Source organism: Nocardia arthritidis, assembly GCF_011801145.1.
Taxonomy (GTDB): domain Bacteria; phylum Actinomycetota; class Actinomycetes; order Mycobacteriales; family Mycobacteriaceae; genus Nocardia; species Nocardia arthritidis_A.
On record NZ_CP046172.1, the window covers coordinates 6,632,392 to 6,650,590 of the forward strand.

24 protein-coding genes are annotated in these 18,199 nt (G+C 67.8%); 16 read left to right on the forward strand and 8 right to left on the reverse strand.

Going from position 1 to position 18,199, the window contains the following annotated elements; genetic code table 11:
- Positions 1 to 92: 92 nt before the first annotated feature.
- The 3 genes from F5544_RS30010 to F5544_RS30020 all read left to right on the forward strand — a co-directional run bounded on the left by F5544_RS30010 (position 93) and on the right by F5544_RS30020 (position 2,546).
- Positions 93 to 680 (forward strand): peroxiredoxin, encoded by a 588-nt coding sequence (locus tag F5544_RS30010; protein ID WP_167476292.1) that lies wholly within the window; start codon positions 93 to 95, stop codon positions 678 to 680.
- A 48-nt stretch (positions 681 to 728) separates the two neighbouring features.
- On the forward strand, positions 729 to 1,268 hold the full coding sequence (locus F5544_RS30015) for a carboxymuconolactone decarboxylase family protein (protein ID WP_167476293.1): 540 nt from the start codon (positions 729 to 731) through the stop codon (positions 1,266 to 1,268).
- 138 nt (positions 1,269 to 1,406) lie between these two features.
- On the forward strand, positions 1,407 to 2,546 hold the full coding sequence (locus F5544_RS30020; RefSeq protein WP_167476294.1) for a hypothetical protein: 1,140 nt from the start codon (positions 1,407 to 1,409) through the stop codon (positions 2,544 to 2,546).
- Here the strand turns inward: F5544_RS30020 and F5544_RS30025 are convergent.
- Complete coding sequence (locus tag F5544_RS30025; protein WP_167476295.1) at positions 2,537 to 3,025, reverse strand: FBP domain-containing protein; 489 nt, start codon at positions 3,023 to 3,025, stop codon at positions 2,537 to 2,539. The two genes, F5544_RS30020 and F5544_RS30025, sit on opposite strands and share 10 nt — an antisense overlap.
- Positions 3,022 to 3,627: a TetR/AcrR family transcriptional regulator gene (locus tag F5544_RS30030; RefSeq protein ID WP_167476296.1), complete on the reverse strand. Its 606-nt coding sequence runs from the start codon at positions 3,625 to 3,627 to the stop codon at positions 3,022 to 3,024. The genes F5544_RS30025 and F5544_RS30030 overlap by 4 nt, the downstream gene beginning before the upstream one ends.
- A gap of 142 nt (positions 3,628 to 3,769) precedes the next feature.
- Here F5544_RS30030 and F5544_RS30035 point away from each other — a divergent pair, with 142 nt between their 5' ends.
- From F5544_RS30035 to F5544_RS30050, 4 genes are read left to right on the forward strand one after another with little or no spacing between them, the layout of a single operon-like run.
- Positions 3,770 to 4,420 (forward strand): ABC transporter permease, encoded by a 651-nt coding sequence (locus F5544_RS30035; RefSeq protein WP_167479568.1) that lies wholly within the window; start codon positions 3,770 to 3,772, stop codon positions 4,418 to 4,420.
- Positions 4,413 to 5,621 (forward strand): ABC transporter ATP-binding protein, encoded by a 1,209-nt coding sequence (locus F5544_RS30040; protein ID WP_167476297.1) that lies wholly within the window; start codon positions 4,413 to 4,415, stop codon positions 5,619 to 5,621. The genes F5544_RS30035 and F5544_RS30040 overlap by 8 nt, the downstream gene beginning before the upstream one ends.
- Entirely contained in the window at positions 5,618 to 6,385 is a 768-nt protein-coding gene (locus F5544_RS30045) for an ABC transporter permease (RefSeq protein ID WP_167476298.1), read from the forward strand. Before F5544_RS30040 ends, F5544_RS30045 begins: the two co-directional genes overlap by 4 nt.
- Positions 6,382 to 7,368 carry a glycine betaine ABC transporter substrate-binding protein gene (locus F5544_RS30050; RefSeq protein ID WP_167476299.1) on the forward strand — a complete coding sequence of 329 codons (987 nt, stop codon included), beginning with the start codon at positions 6,382 to 6,384 and terminating at the stop codon, positions 7,366 to 7,368. The genes F5544_RS30045 and F5544_RS30050 overlap by 4 nt, the downstream gene beginning before the upstream one ends.
- A gap of 3 nt (positions 7,369 to 7,371) precedes the next feature.
- Here the strand turns inward: F5544_RS30050 and F5544_RS30055 are convergent, their stop codons facing one another.
- Positions 7,372 to 7,650 (reverse strand): hypothetical protein, encoded by a 279-nt coding sequence (locus F5544_RS30055; RefSeq protein ID WP_167476300.1) that lies wholly within the window; start codon positions 7,648 to 7,650, stop codon positions 7,372 to 7,374.
- Between the two features lie 203 nt (positions 7,651 to 7,853).
- Here F5544_RS30055 and F5544_RS30060 point away from each other — a divergent pair, with 203 nt between their 5' ends.
- From F5544_RS30060 to F5544_RS30075, 4 genes are read left to right on the forward strand one after another with little or no spacing between them, the layout of a single operon-like run.
- The gene (locus tag F5544_RS30060) at positions 7,854 to 8,240 is read left to right on the forward strand and encodes a hypothetical protein (protein WP_167476301.1); all 387 of its coding nucleotides are present in this window, start codon (positions 7,854 to 7,856) and stop codon (positions 8,238 to 8,240) included.
- Positions 8,237 to 9,019 carry a hypothetical protein gene (locus F5544_RS30065; RefSeq protein WP_238846735.1) on the forward strand — a complete coding sequence of 261 codons (783 nt, stop codon included), beginning with the start codon at positions 8,237 to 8,239 and terminating at the stop codon, positions 9,017 to 9,019. Before F5544_RS30060 ends, F5544_RS30065 begins: the two co-directional genes overlap by 4 nt.
- 26 nt (positions 9,020 to 9,045) lie before the next feature.
- Positions 9,046 to 9,498 (forward strand): roadblock/LC7 domain-containing protein, encoded by a 453-nt coding sequence (locus tag F5544_RS30070; RefSeq protein WP_203217376.1) that lies wholly within the window; start codon positions 9,046 to 9,048, stop codon positions 9,496 to 9,498.
- A gap of 2 nt (positions 9,499 to 9,500) precedes the next feature.
- Positions 9,501 to 9,872 carry a hypothetical protein gene (locus F5544_RS30075; RefSeq protein WP_167476302.1) on the forward strand — a complete coding sequence of 124 codons (372 nt, stop codon included), beginning with the start codon at positions 9,501 to 9,503 and terminating at the stop codon, positions 9,870 to 9,872.
- 138 nt (positions 9,873 to 10,010) lie between these two features.
- On the opposite strand, the gene F5544_RS30080 is transcribed toward F5544_RS30075, so the two are convergent.
- A complete protein-coding gene (locus F5544_RS30080; protein ID WP_167476303.1) occupies positions 10,011 to 10,598 on the reverse strand; it encodes a TetR/AcrR family transcriptional regulator in 588 nt (195 codons plus the stop codon).
- 70 nt (positions 10,599 to 10,668) lie between these two features.
- Between F5544_RS30080 and F5544_RS30085 the strand changes: the two genes are divergently transcribed.
- From F5544_RS30085 to F5544_RS30095, 3 genes are all read left to right on the forward strand, one after another.
- Complete coding sequence (locus tag F5544_RS30085) at positions 10,669 to 11,778, forward strand: FAD-dependent oxidoreductase (RefSeq protein ID WP_238846736.1); 1,110 nt, start codon at positions 10,669 to 10,671, stop codon at positions 11,776 to 11,778.
- An 18-nt stretch (positions 11,779 to 11,796) separates the two neighbouring features.
- On the forward strand, positions 11,797 to 12,690 hold the full coding sequence (locus tag F5544_RS30090; RefSeq protein WP_167476304.1) for an NADP-dependent oxidoreductase: 894 nt from the start codon (positions 11,797 to 11,799) through the stop codon (positions 12,688 to 12,690).
- 84 nt (positions 12,691 to 12,774) lie between these two features.
- Positions 12,775 to 13,449, forward strand: coding sequence for a PhzF family phenazine biosynthesis protein (locus tag F5544_RS30095; protein WP_167476305.1), 675 nt, complete (start codon positions 12,775 to 12,777; stop codon positions 13,447 to 13,449).
- Here the strand turns inward: F5544_RS30095 and F5544_RS30100 are convergent, their stop codons facing one another.
- Entirely contained in the window at positions 13,450 to 14,166 is a 717-nt protein-coding gene (locus tag F5544_RS30100) for an anti-sigma factor (RefSeq protein WP_167476306.1), read from the reverse strand. It lies immediately after the preceding gene.
- A complete protein-coding gene (locus F5544_RS30105; RefSeq protein WP_238846737.1) occupies positions 14,159 to 14,449 on the reverse strand; it encodes a sigma factor in 291 nt (96 codons plus the stop codon). Before F5544_RS30105 ends, F5544_RS30100 begins: the two co-directional genes overlap by 8 nt.
- 407 nt (positions 14,450 to 14,856) lie before the next feature.
- On the opposite strand from F5544_RS30105, the gene F5544_RS30110 reads away from it, so the two are divergent.
- A complete protein-coding gene (locus F5544_RS30110) occupies positions 14,857 to 15,504 on the forward strand; it encodes a hypothetical protein (RefSeq protein ID WP_203217377.1) in 648 nt (215 codons plus the stop codon).
- A 1-nt stretch (position 15,505) separates the two neighbouring features.
- Here F5544_RS30110 and F5544_RS30115 read toward each other — a convergent pair whose 3' ends face one another.
- Both F5544_RS30115 and F5544_RS30120 read right to left on the reverse strand, forming a co-directional pair.
- A complete protein-coding gene (locus F5544_RS30115) occupies positions 15,506 to 16,102 on the reverse strand; it encodes a DUF5134 domain-containing protein (protein WP_167476308.1) in 597 nt (198 codons plus the stop codon).
- Between the two features lie 80 nt (positions 16,103 to 16,182).
- Positions 16,183 to 17,208 carry an AraC family transcriptional regulator gene (locus F5544_RS30120; RefSeq protein ID WP_238846738.1) on the reverse strand — a complete coding sequence of 342 codons (1,026 nt, stop codon included), beginning with the start codon at positions 17,206 to 17,208 and terminating at the stop codon, positions 16,183 to 16,185.
- A 197-nt stretch (positions 17,209 to 17,405) separates the two neighbouring features.
- On the opposite strand from F5544_RS30120, the gene F5544_RS30125 reads away from it, so the two are divergent.
- On the forward strand, positions 17,406 to 18,140 hold the full coding sequence (locus tag F5544_RS30125) for an SDR family NAD(P)-dependent oxidoreductase (protein ID WP_167476309.1): 735 nt from the start codon (positions 17,406 to 17,408) through the stop codon (positions 18,138 to 18,140).
- Positions 18,141 to 18,199 lie beyond the last annotated feature (59 nt).

Here is an 18,199-nt window from a genome sequence, read left to right on the forward strand (position 1 = left end):
TGATCACCTTTACCTTTCGTGACCCCTTCGGCGAAGATCGATGGGGAGCTTTACCGCACAGTGCTAGCAAACCAACCCACGAGGAGATGCGCATGGCCCTGCTGACCATCGGCGACCAATTCCCGGCTTACAACCTCACCGCGGTGATCGGCGGTGACCTGTCCAAGGTCGACGCTCAGCAGCCCGACGACTACTTCACCACCGTCACCAGCGACGATCACGCGGGCAAGTGGCGAATCGTCTTCTTCTGGCCGAAGGACTTCACCTTCGTCTGCCCGACCGAGATCGCCGCGTTCGGCAAGCTCAACGACGAATTCGAAGACCGCGACGCGCAGGTGCTCGGCGTCTCGGTGGACAACGAATTCGTGCACTTCCAGTGGCGCGCCCAGCACGAGAATCTGAAAACCCTCCCCTTCCCGATGGTTTCGGATCTGAAGCGCGAACTGGCCACCGCCACCGGTGTTTTGAACTCCGACGGCGTCGCCGACCGGGCCACCTTCATCGTCGACCCGAACAACGAGATCCAGTTCGTCTCGGTCACCGCCGGTTCGGTGGGCCGCAACGTCGACGAGGTGCTGCGGGTGCTCGACGCGCTGCAGTCCGACGAGCTGTGCGCCTGCAACTGGAAGAAGGGCGACCCCACCATCAACGCGGGCGAGCTGCTCGCCGCCAGCGTCTGATCGATCCACCAACCGAAATAGCAAGTCAGAGATGAGGAAACGCCGAGCATGAGCATTGAGAACCTGAAGAACTCCCTGCCCGAGTACGCCAAGGACCTCAAGCTCAACCTGTCCTCCATCGCACGCACCACCGTGCTGAACGAGCAGCAGCTGTGGGGCACGCTGCTCGCGTCGGCGGCCGCGACCCGGTCGGCGACCACGCTGCGCGAAATCGCCGAGGAGGCCGCGGACACCCTGTCCGCGGAGGCGTACAACGCCGCGCTCGGCGCCGCCTCGATCATGGGGATGAACAATGTGTTCTACCGGGGCAAGGCATTTCTCGGTGGACGCTACGACGACCTGCGCGCCGGGCTGCGGATGAATATCATCGGCAACCCGGGTACCGACAAGGCCGATTTCGAGCTGTGGTCGTTCGCGGTCTCCTCGATCAACGGCTGCCAGCACTGCCTCGAGGCGCACGAGCACACCCTGCGCGAGGCGGGCGTCTCGCGCGAGGTGATCTTCGAGGCGCTGCGGGTGGCCGCCATCGTCGCCGGTGTCGGCCAGGCGGTGCAGTCCACCGAGGCGCTGGCCGGGGCCGCCGTCTGATCCGGCACCTTCACGAAAACCACACTGCCCCCGTCCGTTTCGGACGGGGGCAGTGTGCTGTTCGGCCGGTCGCCGGATCCATGGACTATTGTCGCGGTCGAGCGGTTTGGGGTGCCGCCGACAACGGGAGGGGAATCCATGAGCATCGATGATCTGCAGGGCGAGCCGGAGGCGGAAACGGTTCCCGCTGGATGGTGGAAGTTGGCCACACCGATTCGCGGTCACGGCCCCGCGGTGGAGCGCCCCGTGCTCGCCGAACTGGTCGCGGAAATCACCGAATGGCTCGGGGATTTGCCCGAACGGCTCGACTGCTTGCGGCAACTGTTCCCTGACGACGACACGACACTCTACGAACTCGCCGACTCCTACCTGCGCGATCCCGACTCGGCACGGCCCGAGTCCGCCGCCGCGGCAGGGCTTTTCCTGGCACAGGTGACAACGTCCCCGAGTCTGGCCCACTACTTGGCCGCCAACCACGGCTTGCCATACGCCGCTCAAACCATGGCGCTGCTGTCGGAACTGACCTTGACAGACCATCGAAAAGCGAAGGTAGGCACGCTCGATCAGGAAGCACCGATTCCACTGCCGATATTCGGCACCACCGAACTCCTCGACCCACATATCCGCGAGCTGCGGGAACTTCTCGCCGCGGCCACCGACGACGAGTACGCCGAGGCGCGAACCCGCTTGGCGGCGATCCGGACCCGCAGCGCGCACGCCCGGCTGGCCGCCTCGTATCTCGTTCCGACGGAACAGGATTGGGTCGCCGCCGATATCGAGCTGACAGGCTGGGCGGTATCGGACGAGTTGGCGGCCGCACGACTGCTGACGACCGTCCGCGACATCGATCTGGCGCATGCGCTGGTCGACCGGATCGCGCCACGAATCATCGATGGCGACCCGCGGATCCGGTACAGCCTCGGGGTGAACCTCGGCCTGGACGTCCCGCCCATCCTGGGCACCCTCTACCGACGGACCCGAGATCCCGAGGCACGCAAGGGAATCGCGACGATGCTCCTCGAGCTCGACACCCACGAAGGCGATGCCGAACTGACCCACCTCGCGGGTGACGAGCACGTCGACGAGGCATTGGCGAAGGTCGTCGAACTCCGCCCGCGCCGGGCGTTCTGGCTACTCGGCAACGGCGCGCTGAGCGGACAGACCGACGCCCTGTTCCGTATCAGAATCCGCCACGACCCGGAATACGCTCGGGCGGTGGTGGATTGGCTACCACAGGCGATGGCCGCGATCGTGCGCGAGGAGCTGGCTCAGCTGTAGAGCCGGGTAAGGAACCCATCGAGGTTGGTGCGCACGCGTTCGGCCTTCTCATCGGGTGTGAGGTCTTCGCGGTACCGCGCGCCGAGCGCGGGGCGTTTCTTGTTGCGCGCGTACAGCGAACACGCCAGATCCGTGCACATGTAGGTGCCGACGGAGTTGCCGAGCCGCCCGGATTCGCCGACCTTGGCCGCGGTCATCAGCGAGACGCCGTGCGCGGTGTGCGTGGTCAGGCAGATGGCGCACATCTGGGTGCGGCCGGAGCCGCCGGTCTCGTAGCGCATCGCGACGCCGAGCAGCCGATCCGCCTGCGGGACGACGAGATAGGAGCGACCCGGCATGGATTGGTCGGTCCAGCCGAGGAAATCCAGGTCTTCCCAAGGCTTTTCGGCGAGGTCACGTGGGATGGGCAGCCGCTTGGCGTCGCCCTTGGAGCAGTTGACGAAGGACGCTCGAATATCTTGTTCGGTAACGGGTTTCATGAAGATTCTTTCGCGGCTGATGTCTGATCGGATGCCGACGGCCACCGCGACAGCGTCAGATGTAACGCGTCGAGCATGTGCCGCCAGCTGATGTCGGTAGGCCGGGAGTGGGCGAAGCCGCCCTGCGCCTCCAGGGTCGCGAAGCCGTGAAAGGCGCTGCGCAGCAGGCGCGCCGCGTCGAGGGCATCGTCCTCGGCGAGTTCGTAGCCGCGCAGCATCGACGCGGTGAGGTCGACGCTGCGCCGCAGCGCGGGTTCATCGGCGATCTCGGCGGGATCCATCCGGATCTGCGTCGCGGCGTACCGGCCCGGATGCTCGAGCGCATAGGCCCGGTAGGCGTCGGCGAAGGCGACCATCGCATCCTTGCCGGACCGCCCGGCGATGGCGACGCCGATCCGGTCGTTCAGTTCCGTGCCGGCGAGCAGCGCCACCCGCATCCGCAGATCGTGCAGATTCCGCACGTGCACATACAGGCTCGGATCCTTCACCCCGAATTTGCGCGCGACCGCCGACAGCGTGAGCTTCTCGAAGCCGATCTCGTCGGCGAGTTCGGCCGCGGTGCGCACGATGCGTTCCGGTGTCAGACCTGCCCTGGGTGACATCCACCCTCCTTCCTACGATCATTAGGTTATGACCTGATGAAGATAGGCACAAGTCATTTATCGGACCACCCGGTTTCGCACCGGAGGCGCCGTCGCTCGCGCTAGTCTCCGAAAGGCATTGAGCGACGGGGAGGTTACGACCCTGGACACGTTGTGGAAGTTCATCGTCAACCGGCGGCATCAGCTGCTCATCGACTCCTACCTGCACGTCTCCGCGGTCGTGCAATCGGTGCTGGTGGCCACCATCGTCGCGGTGCTGCTCGGCGTGCTGGTCTACCGCAGCCCGCTCGGGTCGGCGCTGGCGACGGCGGCGGCCAGCGCCATCCTCACCGTCCCGTCGTTCGCACTGCTCGGCCTGCTGATACCGGTGCTCGGCCTCGGCGTCGCGCCGACCGTCACCGCGCTGGTGATATACGCCCTGCTGCCGATTCTGCGCAATACGCTGGTCGGGCTCGCGGCGGTGGATCCGGCCGTCGTCGACGCGGCCCGCGGCGTCGGCATGAACCGGCTGCGGGTGCTCGCCCGGATCGAGCTGCCGCTGGCCTGGCCGTCGATTCTCACCGGCATGCGGATCAGCACTCAGATGATCATGGGGATTCTCGCGATCGCCGCATACGCCAAGGGGCCCGGCCTCGGCAATCTCATCTTCTCCGGACTGTCCCGGCTCGGCAGCCCGAACGCGGTACCGCAGGCGCTGGCGGGCACCGTACTGGTGGTGCTGCTGGCACTGCTCCTCGACGGGATCTACGTGCTCGTCGGGCATTTCACCACCGCGAGGGGGATCCGTGACTGACGCCGTCACGTCCGGGGTCGAGATCGTGCTCGACGCCGTCACCAAACACTATCCGGGACAACGCGATCCAGCGGTCGAATCGGTCTCGATGCGGATCCCGGCCGGCGAGATCGTAGTGCTGGTCGGCCCGTCCGGCTGCGGCAAGACCACCACCATGCGGATGATCAACCGGCTGATCGAGCCGACCTCGGGCGGCATCACGGTCGGCGGCCGCGACGTCATCTCGCTGAACCCGAACGAATTGCGCCGCGGCATCGGCTATTCCATTCAGCAGGCCGGGCTCTTCCCGCATATGACCGTCGCGAAGAACGTCGCGACGGTGCCCGAACTGCTGGGCTGGCCGCGGCAACGGATCCGCGACCGGGTCGATGAGATGCTGGAATTGGTCGGCCTGCAACCGGATACGTTCCGCGGCCGCTATCCGCGCCAGCTGTCGGGCGGGCAGCAGCAGCGGGTCGGGGTGGCCCGCGCGCTCGCCGCGGATCCGCCGGTGCTGCTGATGGATGAGCCGTTCGGCGCGGTGGATCCGATCACCCGCGGGCTGCTGCAGGACGAATTGCTGCGGCTGCAGGCGGAATTGGGCAAGACGATCGTCTTCGTCACACACGACTTCACCGAGGCGGTGAAACTCGGCGACCGGATCGCGGTGCTGGGCAACCGATCCCGCATTCTGCAGTACGACACACCCGCGGCGATCCTGGCCGCGCCCGCCGACGAGACGGTGGCCGGATTCGCCGGGGCGGACGCCTCGCTCAAACAGCTCACGCTGATCCGGGTGCGCGATGTCGAACTCGGCCGGTGTCCGGTTGCGACGCAGGACGATCCGGTCGAGCCGCTGCGCGCCGAACTCGCCGCGGCCGATTGGCCGTGGGGCCTCGTCCTCGACGGACAGCGGCGACCGCTGCGCTGGGTCTCCGCCCAACACCTCGACGGCGTGAGCTCGCTGCGCGATGTGGGATCGCCTATCGGCGAACCGCTTTCGCTGCGGTCGACGCTGCAGGACGCGCTCGCCGCGCTGCTGACCCAACAGTGCGCGACCGCCGTCGTCACCGGCGGCCACGGCGAGTACGCGGGCATCGTCACCATCGACACGCTGGTCGGTGAGCTGTCGGCGCTGCGGGGCGCCGGGGCCACCGTGACCGAGCACAGTGAGGGAATCGTGGGCACAGCACCATCGAGCGCTGGCGAGGACGTGCCATGATGGCTCAAATCGCCACCTCCGCAACCGATTCCCGGCGCGCGGAGCGGCTGCGGATGTTCGCCCAGCCCGCGGTGGTCGTCGTGCTCACCGCGGGCGTGCTCGGCTGGGCCTTCGACCGCGACCTCACCGCCACCCAGCGGGCCAGCGTCAACATCCGCAATATCGCGACGACGACCTGGCAGCACGTGGTGATCAGCGCGACCGTCGCGGCGATCGTGCTCGCGGTCGCGGTGCCGCTCGGCACGCTGCTGACCCGGGCCCGATTTCGCCGTCTCGCACCGTTTTTCGTGGCGATCGCCAATCTCGGCGCGGCCGCCCCGGCGATCGGTCTCATCGTGCTCACTTATCTGGCCACCCGCACGACCGGCTTCTGGGTCGGCGTCGCGCCGATCGCGTTCTACGCGCTGCTTCCGGTGCTGCGCAACACCATCCTCGGCTATCAGCAGGTGGACCGGGCGCTGATCGACGCGGGCCGGGGGCAGGGTATGTCGGCCGCGACGGTGTTGCGCCGCATCGAATTTCCGCTCGCGGTGCCCTACATCCTGGCCGGGTTGCGCACCTCGCTGGTGCTCGCGGTCGGCACGGCCACGCTTTCGTTCCTGGTGAGCGCGGGCGGTCTGGGCATACTCATCGATACCGGCTACAAGCTGCGCGACAATGTCACGCTGGTACTCGGCGCGGTGCTCGCCGTCGCGCTGGCCCTGCTCGTCGACTGGCTCGGCGCGCTGGCCGAGCGGTTCATCGGACCGAAGGGGCTGCGATGAGGCGCGCACCGGCCCGGCTGCTGCGCGCGATCGCCTGCGCCACAGCGGTTCTGCTGCTCGCGGGCTGCGGCCTGCAGTCCGGCGGCGCGATGCCGCTGCAGGTGGGTCCGGGCAGTATCCGGCCGGATCCGGATCTGGCGGGCGTGCCGATCACCGTCGGCTCGAAGGATTTCACCGAGCAGAACATCCTCGGCTATTTGATCGAATTCGCGCTGTCGGCCGCGGGCGCGAACATCCGCGACCTGACCAATATCGAGGGCTCGAACAGCCTGCGCGACGCGGAATTACACGGCCAGGTGGATATCGCCTACGACTACACCGGCACCGGATGGATGAACTATCTGGGCAACGAGTCGCCGATCCAGGACGAGACCCAGCAGTTCGAGGCCGTCCGCGACGCCGACCGCACGCGACACGGCATTGTCTGGGCGGATGTCGCGCCGATGAACAACACCTACGCGATCGCCACCAGCAAGCGGGTCGCGGCCGAGACCGGTGTCACGACGCTGTCGGACTACGCCAGGTTGATCGACACCGATCCCGCGGCGGCGACCACCTGCGTCGGCACGGAATTCAATGTGCGCCAAGACGGATTCCCCGGAATGGCGAAGAGGTACGGCATCGACCCCGGCAAGGTGCGCAAGCAGATCGTGCTGGACCCGATCGTCTACCAGGCGGTGGCCGATGCGAACCAGTGCCGGTTCGGCTCGGTGGCGACCACCGACGGCCGCATCGGCGCCCTCGATCTGCAACCGCTGCGCGACGATCGCGGCTTCTTCCCGAAATACAATGCGGCGCTGGTGATCCGGAAGGCGGTCGCGGACGCGCACCCACGCATCGCCGCCATCATGGCCCCGATCTCCGCGCTGCTCACCAACGAAACCGCCACCGAACTCAACCGGCAGGTCGACGTCGACGGTCGCGAACCCGCCGACGTCGCCCGAGACTGGCTGGTCGCGAAGGGTTTCGTCACCGCGAGGTGAACTTCACTGCGCCGCTTCGCCGTTCGGCACGGCGGGGCCGTAGATGTGGTAGGTCCAGGTGCCGTCCTCCGGGTCCGACCACAGCGGCCACTCCCCTGCCGCACGGAACCAGGTCCAGGTCAGGGTGCGGTGCGCGTCGGCCTCGGCGGCCGCCTCGGCCGCGGCGCGGGTGCGGAAAGGGCCGCCGAGCACGACCTCCTCGGTGCCGCAGAACTCGCAGCTGTGGAACTTCCTGACCTCGTACCGGTCCACCCGGCCACCTCCCGCATCCGGCGCGCACATCAGTGCGATTCTGCACCCGAATGCCGGAACCGGAAAGTATTGAATACCGAATGGTATTGAATACTGCGGGGTATTCTTATCTCGTTTGCACTGGAAATAGCGCATCGGCGGGAATTCGACTCGCATTTGCTGGACACCACTCGGCAATCGTGTGTAGCGTCTGGGTGCGTTAAAACTTTGCACTTATAACAATTGGTGACACGGTGATCGGTATCGATGGCTGCATGCAGCGCATCATGGACATTCCCGGTGCACGCAGCGTGACCCTGGTGGACGGCCTGAGCGGTCTCGCGATCGCCGCTTCGGGCCGGCACGGACTGGTTGATCAGCACGAAGACGCCGCTACCACAACGGATGTGGTGCGGGCCGTGCTCGGCTGCCCCGCGCTGGCGACCGGCAATCCGGACGACGATGTCGCGGAGATCATCGTCTGCGCGGCCCGCGGATATCACCTACTGAATCTGGTGCACGGCGACTTCGACGGCCGGCTTTTCGTACATGTCCTGTTCGACGACGAAACCGGAAATCTGGCGATGGCGCGTTTCCGGATACGCGGAATTCTCGCGGAATTTGCCGAGGATCGTCCTTGAGCAAACTCGCGGCGGAGCTGCAGCGGCTGGAAATGGAGCGGTGCACCGGAATTCTCCGGGCGGGCGACGGCGCATTTCATCTGGTATCCGGCATGGTGGCGGCGGCCGACTGCCGCCGCACCCCGGGACTGGAACGGCTCGCCGTCGCGGCGGGGGTGGCGTCCGCGGCCGATCTGCTCCGGGCCAGAACCGGCTCGCCCCATGAGTTGACCGGCGTGCCTCGGTTGGAAAGCCTTGCGCTGCTTTCGGTTTTCGACGCGGCGTATCTATTGCTCGCCACGCCGTCGGCGCCCGAATTCCAGCCGACGCCGCCGCACTGGCTCGCCGCGGCCTGCCATATTCCGCCGCGCGCGCTGGTACGCGAATGCGCGCGGCGCGGCGATCCGGCTGCGGGGCCGTGGCCGGTGGACCTGATCGATCGCGCACCCGTCGTACCGGTCCACCGGATCCGGCGCCGGCGCCTGGTATTGACCGGCGGCCAGGTCGAGGTGCTCGCCGCGGCGGACGCCCGGCGCACTATCGCCGCCCTGGCCCGCGAACTCGGCCGCACCACCTACGGATGCCTGCTCGCGGTGCGCGCGCTGACCGCCGCCGGACTGATCGAACCGCCGCTGCCCGCCGCGATCACCGAACCGGCGACACCCGCCCGCCCCGAGACCGAAACGCTGCCGCGCCGCCGCGCCCGCCATGCCGCGCCGGATCCCATGCCGGACCGGTGGGCGCCGGTCGACCACAACACACTGATCCGCCTGCGGGCGGCACTGGAGGGGCTCGCCTGATCGTGCGAAGGAAATTCGGCGAACTGATGGGAAGGTTGACGAAGGTGGCCATGTCCGGACCCGAACCGAACGCGGCGGTGCTCGCGGAGTTGCAGGCGCTACGCGAGCGCGTACCGCGGCTGACCGGCGCGCTCGTGGCCTCCAGCGACGGGCTGCTCGTCGCCCACGATCTGCCGCACGATATCGAACCCAACACCATGGCCGCGATATCCGCCTCGCAGCTTTCGCTCTCGCATCGACTGGCCAATGCCGCGCACGGCGGCGGCCTGCACGAGGTCGTCGTCCGCGGCACCGGGGGCAATGTGGTGATCTACGCGGCGGGTTGGACCGCGTTGACCGTGCTCGCGGAGCCCGATGTGAACGTCGGCCGGCTGCATCTGGAGGCGCGGCCCGCGGTGCGCGCCATCGCCGAACATCTGACGTCCGGCGGCAACGGACTCACCAAAGACCAAGCAGTGAAAAAAGATCGAGAGGAATGAATATGTCCAATATGGATTTGGCGCTGAAAGACATGATGGTGATAGACGGTGCCCTGGGCGCGGCGGTCGTCGACTACAACAGCGGTATGGCGCTCGGCATGCTCGGCAGCTCCAAAACCCTTGACCTGCAAGTGGCCGCCGCGGGCAATACCGAAGTGGTGCGCGCCAAGCTGCGCACCATCGATCAATTGGGCCTCAACGAGGAGATCGAGGACATCCTGATCTCCCTGACCGGCCAATACCACCTGATCCGTCCGATGACCGGCCGCAAATCCAAGGGCCTGTTCCTCTACCTCGCCCTCGACCGAGGCCGCGCCAACCTCGCCCTGGCCCGCCACCGCCTCAAGGGCATCGAGGAAGATCTCGAAGTGTGAAATATCCACGGCCACCGGATCACCCGGACCAATAGACGTCCGGGCGCCGGTTCAGGCTCCTACCCAACGATTTTCGCCGGATACGGCCGAATTCCCTTGCGCCGCAACACAGCCGAGGCGGCTCGTTGCAGCCGGAACTCAGGCGGGTCGACCGGGGTTGGCGACCTGCCAAGCCGCCTCGATCATTCGGAAGATCTCATCCACTGCCGCTGGAGGGGCGGTGCTCTGGCGGGCCAGCGAAAAGGCGTCGATCACGAATCGGGCGATGGTCCGGCAGGCCGTCGTGGCGTGCGGCAGGCCGAGGTCGGTGGCGATGGCCGCCGCCAGCGATTCGGCATGGCGCAGCCGCATGGATTCCTCGTATTCGCGCAGGGCGGGTGACGCGTCGATCATCCGCCGGATCGGGGCGGCGCCCTCACCCGCACAATGTCGCACTATGGCGTGCATCTCCCGGCACAGCGCGGGGATGAGCGGCTCGGAGGACGGCCGAGCGGTGACCGCCAGCGTCAGGCGTTGCTCGAAATCTTGGTCCTGCTCGAAAACCAGGGCCTCTTTCGAGACGAAATGGGAGAACAGCGTGGTGACGGCGACATCGGCCGTGGCCGCGACATCACGGATGCCCACTGCCTCGTAGCCGCGTTCCAGGAACAACCGCAGGGCGGTGTCGGCAATCTTCTGGCGGGTCGCGGCCTTCTTACGCTCCCGCCGACCGGTCGGCGCAGTCACCCTTTTACCCTACCAGGTTCAAAAGCGCACCAGTTACAAAACACTAACCGTTAGTGTTAACGTCGATGGCATGACGAGAGTGATACGCGCCGCCATAGCCGGAGGGGGCCTGGTCGGGCTTACCGCCGCGGCGTCGCTGCGCCGGAGCGGACATCAGGTCACGGTCCTCGAACAGGCCCCGGAGATCCGGGTCGCCGGGGCGGGTATCGGCCTGTGGCCCAACGCACTTCGCGAATTCGACCGGTTCGGGATCGGCGCCGAGGTCCGGGCTATGGGGCGCGAGGTCGATGCCTGGTTCTTCGATCCCACCGGCCGCGCGCTGCGATCCGCGGACTACGACGACCTCGCCTACCGATACCTGCTCGTCCCCCGCGCGGAACTCAACGCCGCGCTCGCCGATGCCGTCGGCCGGGACCGGATCACCCTCGGCGCGCGGTTGATCGGCTACACCGAGACCGACGACGAGATCGTCGTCCACCTCGGCAACGGGGACGACGTGCGCGCGGACCTGCTCGTCGGCGCCGACGGCGTCCACTCCCGGGTGCGCGCCCAGCTATTGCCCGGCACCGAGGCCCGACCGCATGCGGGCAATATCGCTTGGCGCGCCATCGTCCCGGCGGGCGACGAGCGACCCGAAGGCACCGTGCTCACCATCGGGCGAAAACGCACCCGCGGCGGGTACTCCCGCATCACCGCACACGAAACCATGTGGTTCGTCAACCAATTCGAGGCGGGGACGCGCACCGGCAGCAAGCGGGACCGTGCGCTCGAGCGCGCCCGCAACCTCGCCGAAAGCGGTTGGCACGAGGAGCTGCTGCGCATGATCGCCGCCACCCCCGAAGCGGACATCCTGGAGAACCAGATCATGGTCGTGCCCGCGCTACCCCGCTGGACGAGCCATCGCGTCGCGCTGATCGGCGATGCCGCACATGGCATTTCGCCGCATATCGCTGCGGGCGGCACCCTCGGCATCGAGGACGTCGGCGTGCTCCGCGACGCACTGGACACCGCGCCGACCCTGCGCGCGGCCCTCGGCGCCTACGAACAACTGCGCATACCGCGCTTCGAGCGGGTGCGCGAATGGGCCGACGAGGTCGAAAATGCCGACGGCCCAGCGGAATCCGCGCAACGCTACGCGGCGTTCAGCCACTGGATGCACACCACCGCCCCACGACCGTGAACCTGGAGAGGCCGAGATATGAAGAAAGTGAGCTTCGCCGAGTTCGGCGGGCCGGACGTATTGCGGCTCCTGGACGCCGAGGAACCACATGCGGGGCGCGGCCGAATACGGATCGCGGTGCGGGCGGCGGGTGTCAACCCCGTCGACTGGCGGATCCGCACAGGACAGCTCCAAGGGATCCGACCGGTCGAGCTGCCCGCCGGGGTCGGGCATGACGCCGCCGGAGTGGTGGACGAGATCGGCGCTGATGTCGAAGGGGTTCGACTCGGCGACCAGGTATTCGGCTACGGCGCGAACACCTACGCCGAATTCGCCGTGCTGTCGGCCTGGGCCCCGATACCCGATGGTCTGACGTTCGAAGAGGCCGCCGGTTACCCCTCCGTCGTGCAGACCGCGCTGCGCATCATCGGCCAGGTCGGTGTGCGGTCGGGGCAGACGCTGCTGGTCAGCGGCGCGTCCGGCGGGGTCGGATCGGCGGTGCTGCAAATCGCCCGCGACCGCGGCATAGCGGTGATCGGCACCGCGGGCGCCGCGAACCAGGATTATCTGCGCGGCCTCGGCGCCCTCGCCACGACCTACGGCGACGGCTGGGTCGAGCGGGTGCGGCGGCTCGGCCGGATCGACGCGGCGCTGGATCTGGCCGGTTCGGGCGTGATTCGCGAGCTCGTCGAGTTGACCGGGGACCCGAGGAAGGTGATCTCCATCGCCGATCTCGGTGCGCCGGATTTCGGGGTGCGATACTCCGGCAAGTCCGGGGACTGGCAGGAAGCCGTCACCGAAGCCGCACGCCTCATCGCGCGGGGGAAACTCCGCATCCCGGTCGAGAAGTCGTATCCGCTCGCCGAGGCCGCGGCAGCGCATATCGACAGCCAGGCCGGTCACACGCGCGGGCGCCGGGTCCTGGTCGTCTGAGCTTGGCGAAGCAGTCCACTACTTGGCTACCGGACTGCTTCGTGCGACCATTCGGGCCGGTCAGCGCGGGTAAGCTTCTCGATCATGGGCACACAGGTCGAAGTGGTACGCGTATTCACCGACGCGGCCGGGCAATTCGGAAATGCGCTCGGGGTGGCCCGGGCCGGGGATTTCGCCGAGGACACGCGGCAGGACCTGGCGAAACAGCTCGGGTACAGCGAGACGGTGTTCGTACAGGATCCGGTCGACGGCATCGCGCGGGTGCGTATCTACACACCGGCCGTCGAGCTGCCGTTCGCCGGACATCCGACCGTCGGCACGGCGTGGTGGCTGGCCGATCGCGGCCAGGTGGTGCATACGCTGGACGTACCCGCCGGGCCGGTCGCCGTCGAATTCGCCGACGGGCTCGTCTGGGTCAGGGCACGCGGCTCCTGGGCGCCGAAGTTCACCTTCGCGCAGCTGGCGGATCCAGCCGACGTGCTCGCGCTGTCACCGGACGATTACACCGAGGGCCATCACTACGCCTGGGCCTGGATCGACGAGGCGCGCGGCGAGCTGCGATCGCGAATGTTCGCCCCCGACATGGGAGTTGCCGAGGACGAGGCGACCGGCGCCGCCGCCGTCGCGCTCACCGCGCTGTTGCAGCGCGGGGTGCGGATCACCCAGGGCACGGGTTCGCAGCTGTTCACTGAATGGGATTCCGACGGCTGGGTCCGGCTGGGCGGCCGGGTGGTCGCCGACGCTCCCGTCGAGGTGTAGCTACGGTAGGGCAAATCCCGCGAGCGGTGACGTGGTAGGTAGTTGCGAACCGCCCGCGGGCTCCACCGTGACGGCAATGGTGTCACCCGCCTTGAATTTCGTCACGAATGGCCTTGCCGTCGAAGGCAATTCGGCGGGCATCCCGATCGAACGCGGCCGCCCGCCCGCGGAGACCAGCCACAGCTGGTGAATATGCCCGTCCGGCGGCGGCGCGACCCCGTCGAACATCACCGCGGCCAGCCCCGGCCGGATGACGTCGACCGTCATCGTGCCGCCGCCCAGCACCCGCAAGCTGTGCATATCGGTGATCTGCCGCGGCTGCTCGGCGCCGGGATCCGGCCCGGCGAACCGGTCGGCGACCATACCGCCGCCGAGCACCAGCAGCACCGCGGCCGCTATCGGGGCCACCGCGCCCAAGCGCCGCCGCCACTCCGGCGGCCCGGGCCGCCGGGTCCGCGAACCGCCCGCCGGATCGTCGAGCATCGCCAGGATGCGCGCCTCCAGCCGGGCGGGCGGGGTCAGCTCGTCGAGCACCGCCAGCCGCGCGAGCACCTCGTGCAACGTGCGCACTGTATCGCCGAACGCCTGCCGGATCTCGGGATCGGCCGCGTCGAGCCGGGATTCGATATGTCGCCGCTCGATATCGGCGACCGCGTCGAGCGCGTAGGGATACGCCAGCTCGAGCAGATCCGATTCGGATCGAACACCGTCAAGCATCCGCACACTCCCCGACCAGGCCGATCGGGCCACCACACCATTGCTTCTCATACCGCTCCGCCGCCGACCACACCCGCAGATACACCTCCTGCGTCACCTCTTCGGCCATCGCCCGATCGCGCAGTATCCGCACCGCCGGCTCGAACACCGGCGGGCTTGTCGGCCGATCGAGCTCGCCCGAGCCCGCCTCGGCCGGCAACATCCGCAACCGCCCGCCCGCACCGGCGTCACCCGGCGCGGGCACCGCGATCCGTTCCACCACGAGCCCTCGCTCGATTCTCATCGCCGATTCCATGCCCGCATACGGGGTGTTCGGCGGCCGACCCCGGCCGGATTGGTCCTACCACCCGATTCGTCCGGAATTCCCTAGCGGCACCGCCGCGCGCACGACCGAAGCCAACGGGGAGGTACGCCCATTGACGAGGACCCATCCCCTATCGACCGGCGTGTCACAACCCGGTGTTTCCCCCCCAACCCCGACCGACACGGCATCGGGCGATACCGCTTCGGCATCCCGGAACGCCGCATCGGGCGGTGCATCCGCACCTACCCTTTGGTCATCTGCCCACTTGTGCGCGAGCGGAGCATCGACGCAGCGGCTTCGCCCGCGACCGAGCCGAGCGGCGAGACGTAGTCGTGAACCGGATTCCCGGCAGCGGCACCGGTGCTCGGCAGCGAAAGGTCACTCTCGTGAAGAAGATGTTTCTTTTGGTATGCGCGTTTCTCGCCGCGCTCCTGTCGGCGCCGAACGCATCGGCCGATCCGGTGGAGCCGGGAAACTGGACACCGGACTCACCCGGCTTCGACGTTCAGCAATGCGCGGGCGGCAGCGTCGACGGACTGACGTTCACGCTGCCGTCGAGTCCGGGCGACAGCGGCGGCGGCGCATGTAAGAACGGCGCCGAACGAGCCGAGCGGCGCTATCACGACTACGCGGGCGACGGCAAGAACTATTCGACCGGCATCCGCCAGTTCGCGGGCACGTTCACCATCAAAAGCATGGACGGCGAACGGATTTCGCTGAAACAGACCTTCAACGGCGACGACGGCCCGTACTTCATGCTCGCCGTCGACCGCGACCGCAGGCTCTACAACGTGGAGGGCGGGGCGACCATCGCACCGGCGGGCACCGCGACCGACGGCACGCCGGTGCAGGTGAATACGGTGCACGACACCGCGAAACACGTTCTGCGCGTGTACATCAACGGCGCTCTCGGCTACGAGGACGACAACGCCCCCGGCGGCGAGTTCTACGACAAGTTCGGCGCGTACCAGACCAGCAGCGGTTCCGGCCCGATCACGGTCTCCTGGAGCGATATCGGCTTCTGGCGCCAGTGAGTCAGCCGACGGCCGCGGCGACCAGCATGTAGGCGGTCCCGGCGTCCATCACCAGATGCGGCACCTGCGACCAGCGGCCCGGCGATCCGGAAATGGGATGGCCGGGCCAGTGCCGACCGGTGCGCGCCGCGGCGAGGACGGCCACGGCATCGGCCACGAAAACCAGCGCCAATCCGAGCGCGGGCGCCGGTGCCGGGCCGCCCCGCCCGTGCCCGGACATCGCGTACAGCATGGCCGCCGCCGCGCCGACGTGATACCCGATGGCGAGAATGCGATCGACCGGATCCGCGCGACCCGCGCTGTGCCACTCGGCAATCCGGCTCACCAGCAGGATTCCGAAGACGACGGTCATCGCGATCAGCACGCCGTCGATGGCGTGCGCGCTCGCGGGGAAGATCAGCATGGTGAGCATCACCAGGCACATCAGCAGATGGGCCGCATCGGATTCCTGGTGCGCCGGAACGGAATTCACGGCCGCGGCCGCGCCCGCCGGGACCGCGGGCCGCACCAGCCGCGCGACCACTATCGCGGCCGCGGCCAGGAAGGCCGCGACCACCGACCAGCGCAGCACACCGTAGTGCTGAACGAAGTCCGCCACACCGCACCGCCTTTCGTCACCGCGCCGTCCCTACATGCTCGCATCCCGCACCGACAGTCCCGGCATCGTCGCGGCCGAATTCAGCGCACGGCGCGGGCAGCGGCAGCGCGGGCGAACCGCCCCGGTGACATCCCCCGCCACTGTTTGAAGGCGTTGGAGAAGCTCGGCGCGCCGGAATATCCCATGCGATAGGCGACATCCTCGACGGTGAGCCCGGTGGCGAGCAGTTCCTCGGCGAGGTTGCCGAAGGTCTCGACGCACAACTGCCGATAGGAGGTCCCCTCGTCGGCGAGCTTGCGTCGCATGGTGCGCAGGCTCATGTGCAGGGTTGCGGCGACATCCTCCTGGCTGATGCGGCCGTTCATGCGGTGCATCAGCACCTGGCGCACCGCTCCGGAGACGCCCTGCCGCATCCCGCGCCGGTCGAGCAGTTCGGCGCACTGCTCGTCGAACAGCGCGGCGTTCAGCGGGCTTGCGTTCGGCATCGGCTCGTCGATTTCGGTGGCGTCGAAAACCGCGAGGTGCGGGCCGGTGCCGTCGACGCTCTCGATTCCGAAATCCTCCAGGATCGGCAGCAGCCGGGCCCGCAGCCCGCCGGAGATCTCGCCGCGCTTGGCCGGCGGCGGACTGCCGAAGACCAGGAACCAATTCATCAGCAGCGCAGCGACATCCCGCTCGCAGAGGAATCCGCGAATATCCTCCGGAATATCGCTGTCGTCGACGAAGAGGTGCACCTCGTCGCCGACGAAGTCGTGCCAGGCGCGCGCGAACGAGGTCATCAGGCTGAAGTAGCGCATCGCCACCTCGAAGGCCGCGCGTTTGGTCGGGCTGCTCAGCACCGCGAGGGCGAAGATGCCGTGTGTGGTGATGCGGGTGCGCGAACCGGCCTCGATGCCGAGCCCGTATTCGTCGCCGAAGGCGTCGACGATATTGCGAACCAACGAAAGCTCTTGGGCCGCAACGATCTCCGCACCAGGCGTCTTCAACAGCACCGGATCTATCCCGGTATCGCGCAGGCTGTCGGCGCGGGACAGTCCGTGATCTTCGGCCACCTCGACCAAGATCGCGGCATTGGTCACCGAGCGACGCCATTCCCATGCGGCCACGTGTTCATGGTTTCCCGCCGGTGGCCGAAATCTGCAAGATTTTGGCCGGACATCGCAAGGACATCCGCACCGCCGCTTTCGATGCCCGGACGGTTGCCAGGGTGGCCGGTATGCGCAACAGCCTGGCCCGATATCGCATGGAAGCGGCCGAGGGCGACCGCCTAGCGTCTTAGTAGACAGGAGGCAGGCGAAAACATATGTCCAGAAAGACACTTGCCGGCAAACGCATCGCGATTACCGGTGGCGCGCACGGTGTCGGACGGGAAACCGCGCTGGCGTTCCTCGCCGAGGGCGCCGATATCGCGATCGGCGATGCCGACGCGGGCGCGGTGCGCGCCATCGCCGATCAGCTCACCCGGATCCACGGCGGCACCGCCGTCGGGTTGCTCCTCGATGTCACCGACAGCGTCCGGTTCGCGAGCTTCCTCGCCTGTGCCGAACGCAAACTCGGCGGGCTGGACGTGCTGGTGAACGCGGCCGACGTCATGCCGGCCGGGCCGTTCCTCGCCGAATCGGAGACCGAGACCGATCGGCAGATCGATGTCAACCTGCGCGCGGTGATCACCGGAACCCGGCTCGCCGCAGAGCGTTTCGTGCGACAGGGGTACGGCCAGATCGTGAATATCGGCACCGCGGGCGGTGTTCCCGCCGCTTTGGGCGTCGCGGTGTACAGCGCGACCAAGCACGGGGTCGTCGGATTGGGTGCGGCGCTGGATCAGGAATTCGCCGCGCACGGGGTCACGGTGAGTACGGTCGCCGCGGGGTCGATCGCCGATGCCGAGGCCGTCGCCGACACCGTTGTCGCCTGTGTGGCACGGGGATTGGGCGGATTGATCACCGTGCCGCGGGCGCGCCGGTTCCGCCCGGCCACCTTCCGCGAGGCGCTGCTGCGGCTACTGGGCCGCGATCCGGTACCATCCGGCGTGCGTTGAGCCGGAACGGGTTGTGCCACAACGGGTAGCACCGATCGGGCCGCACGGTCCGCGTCGGG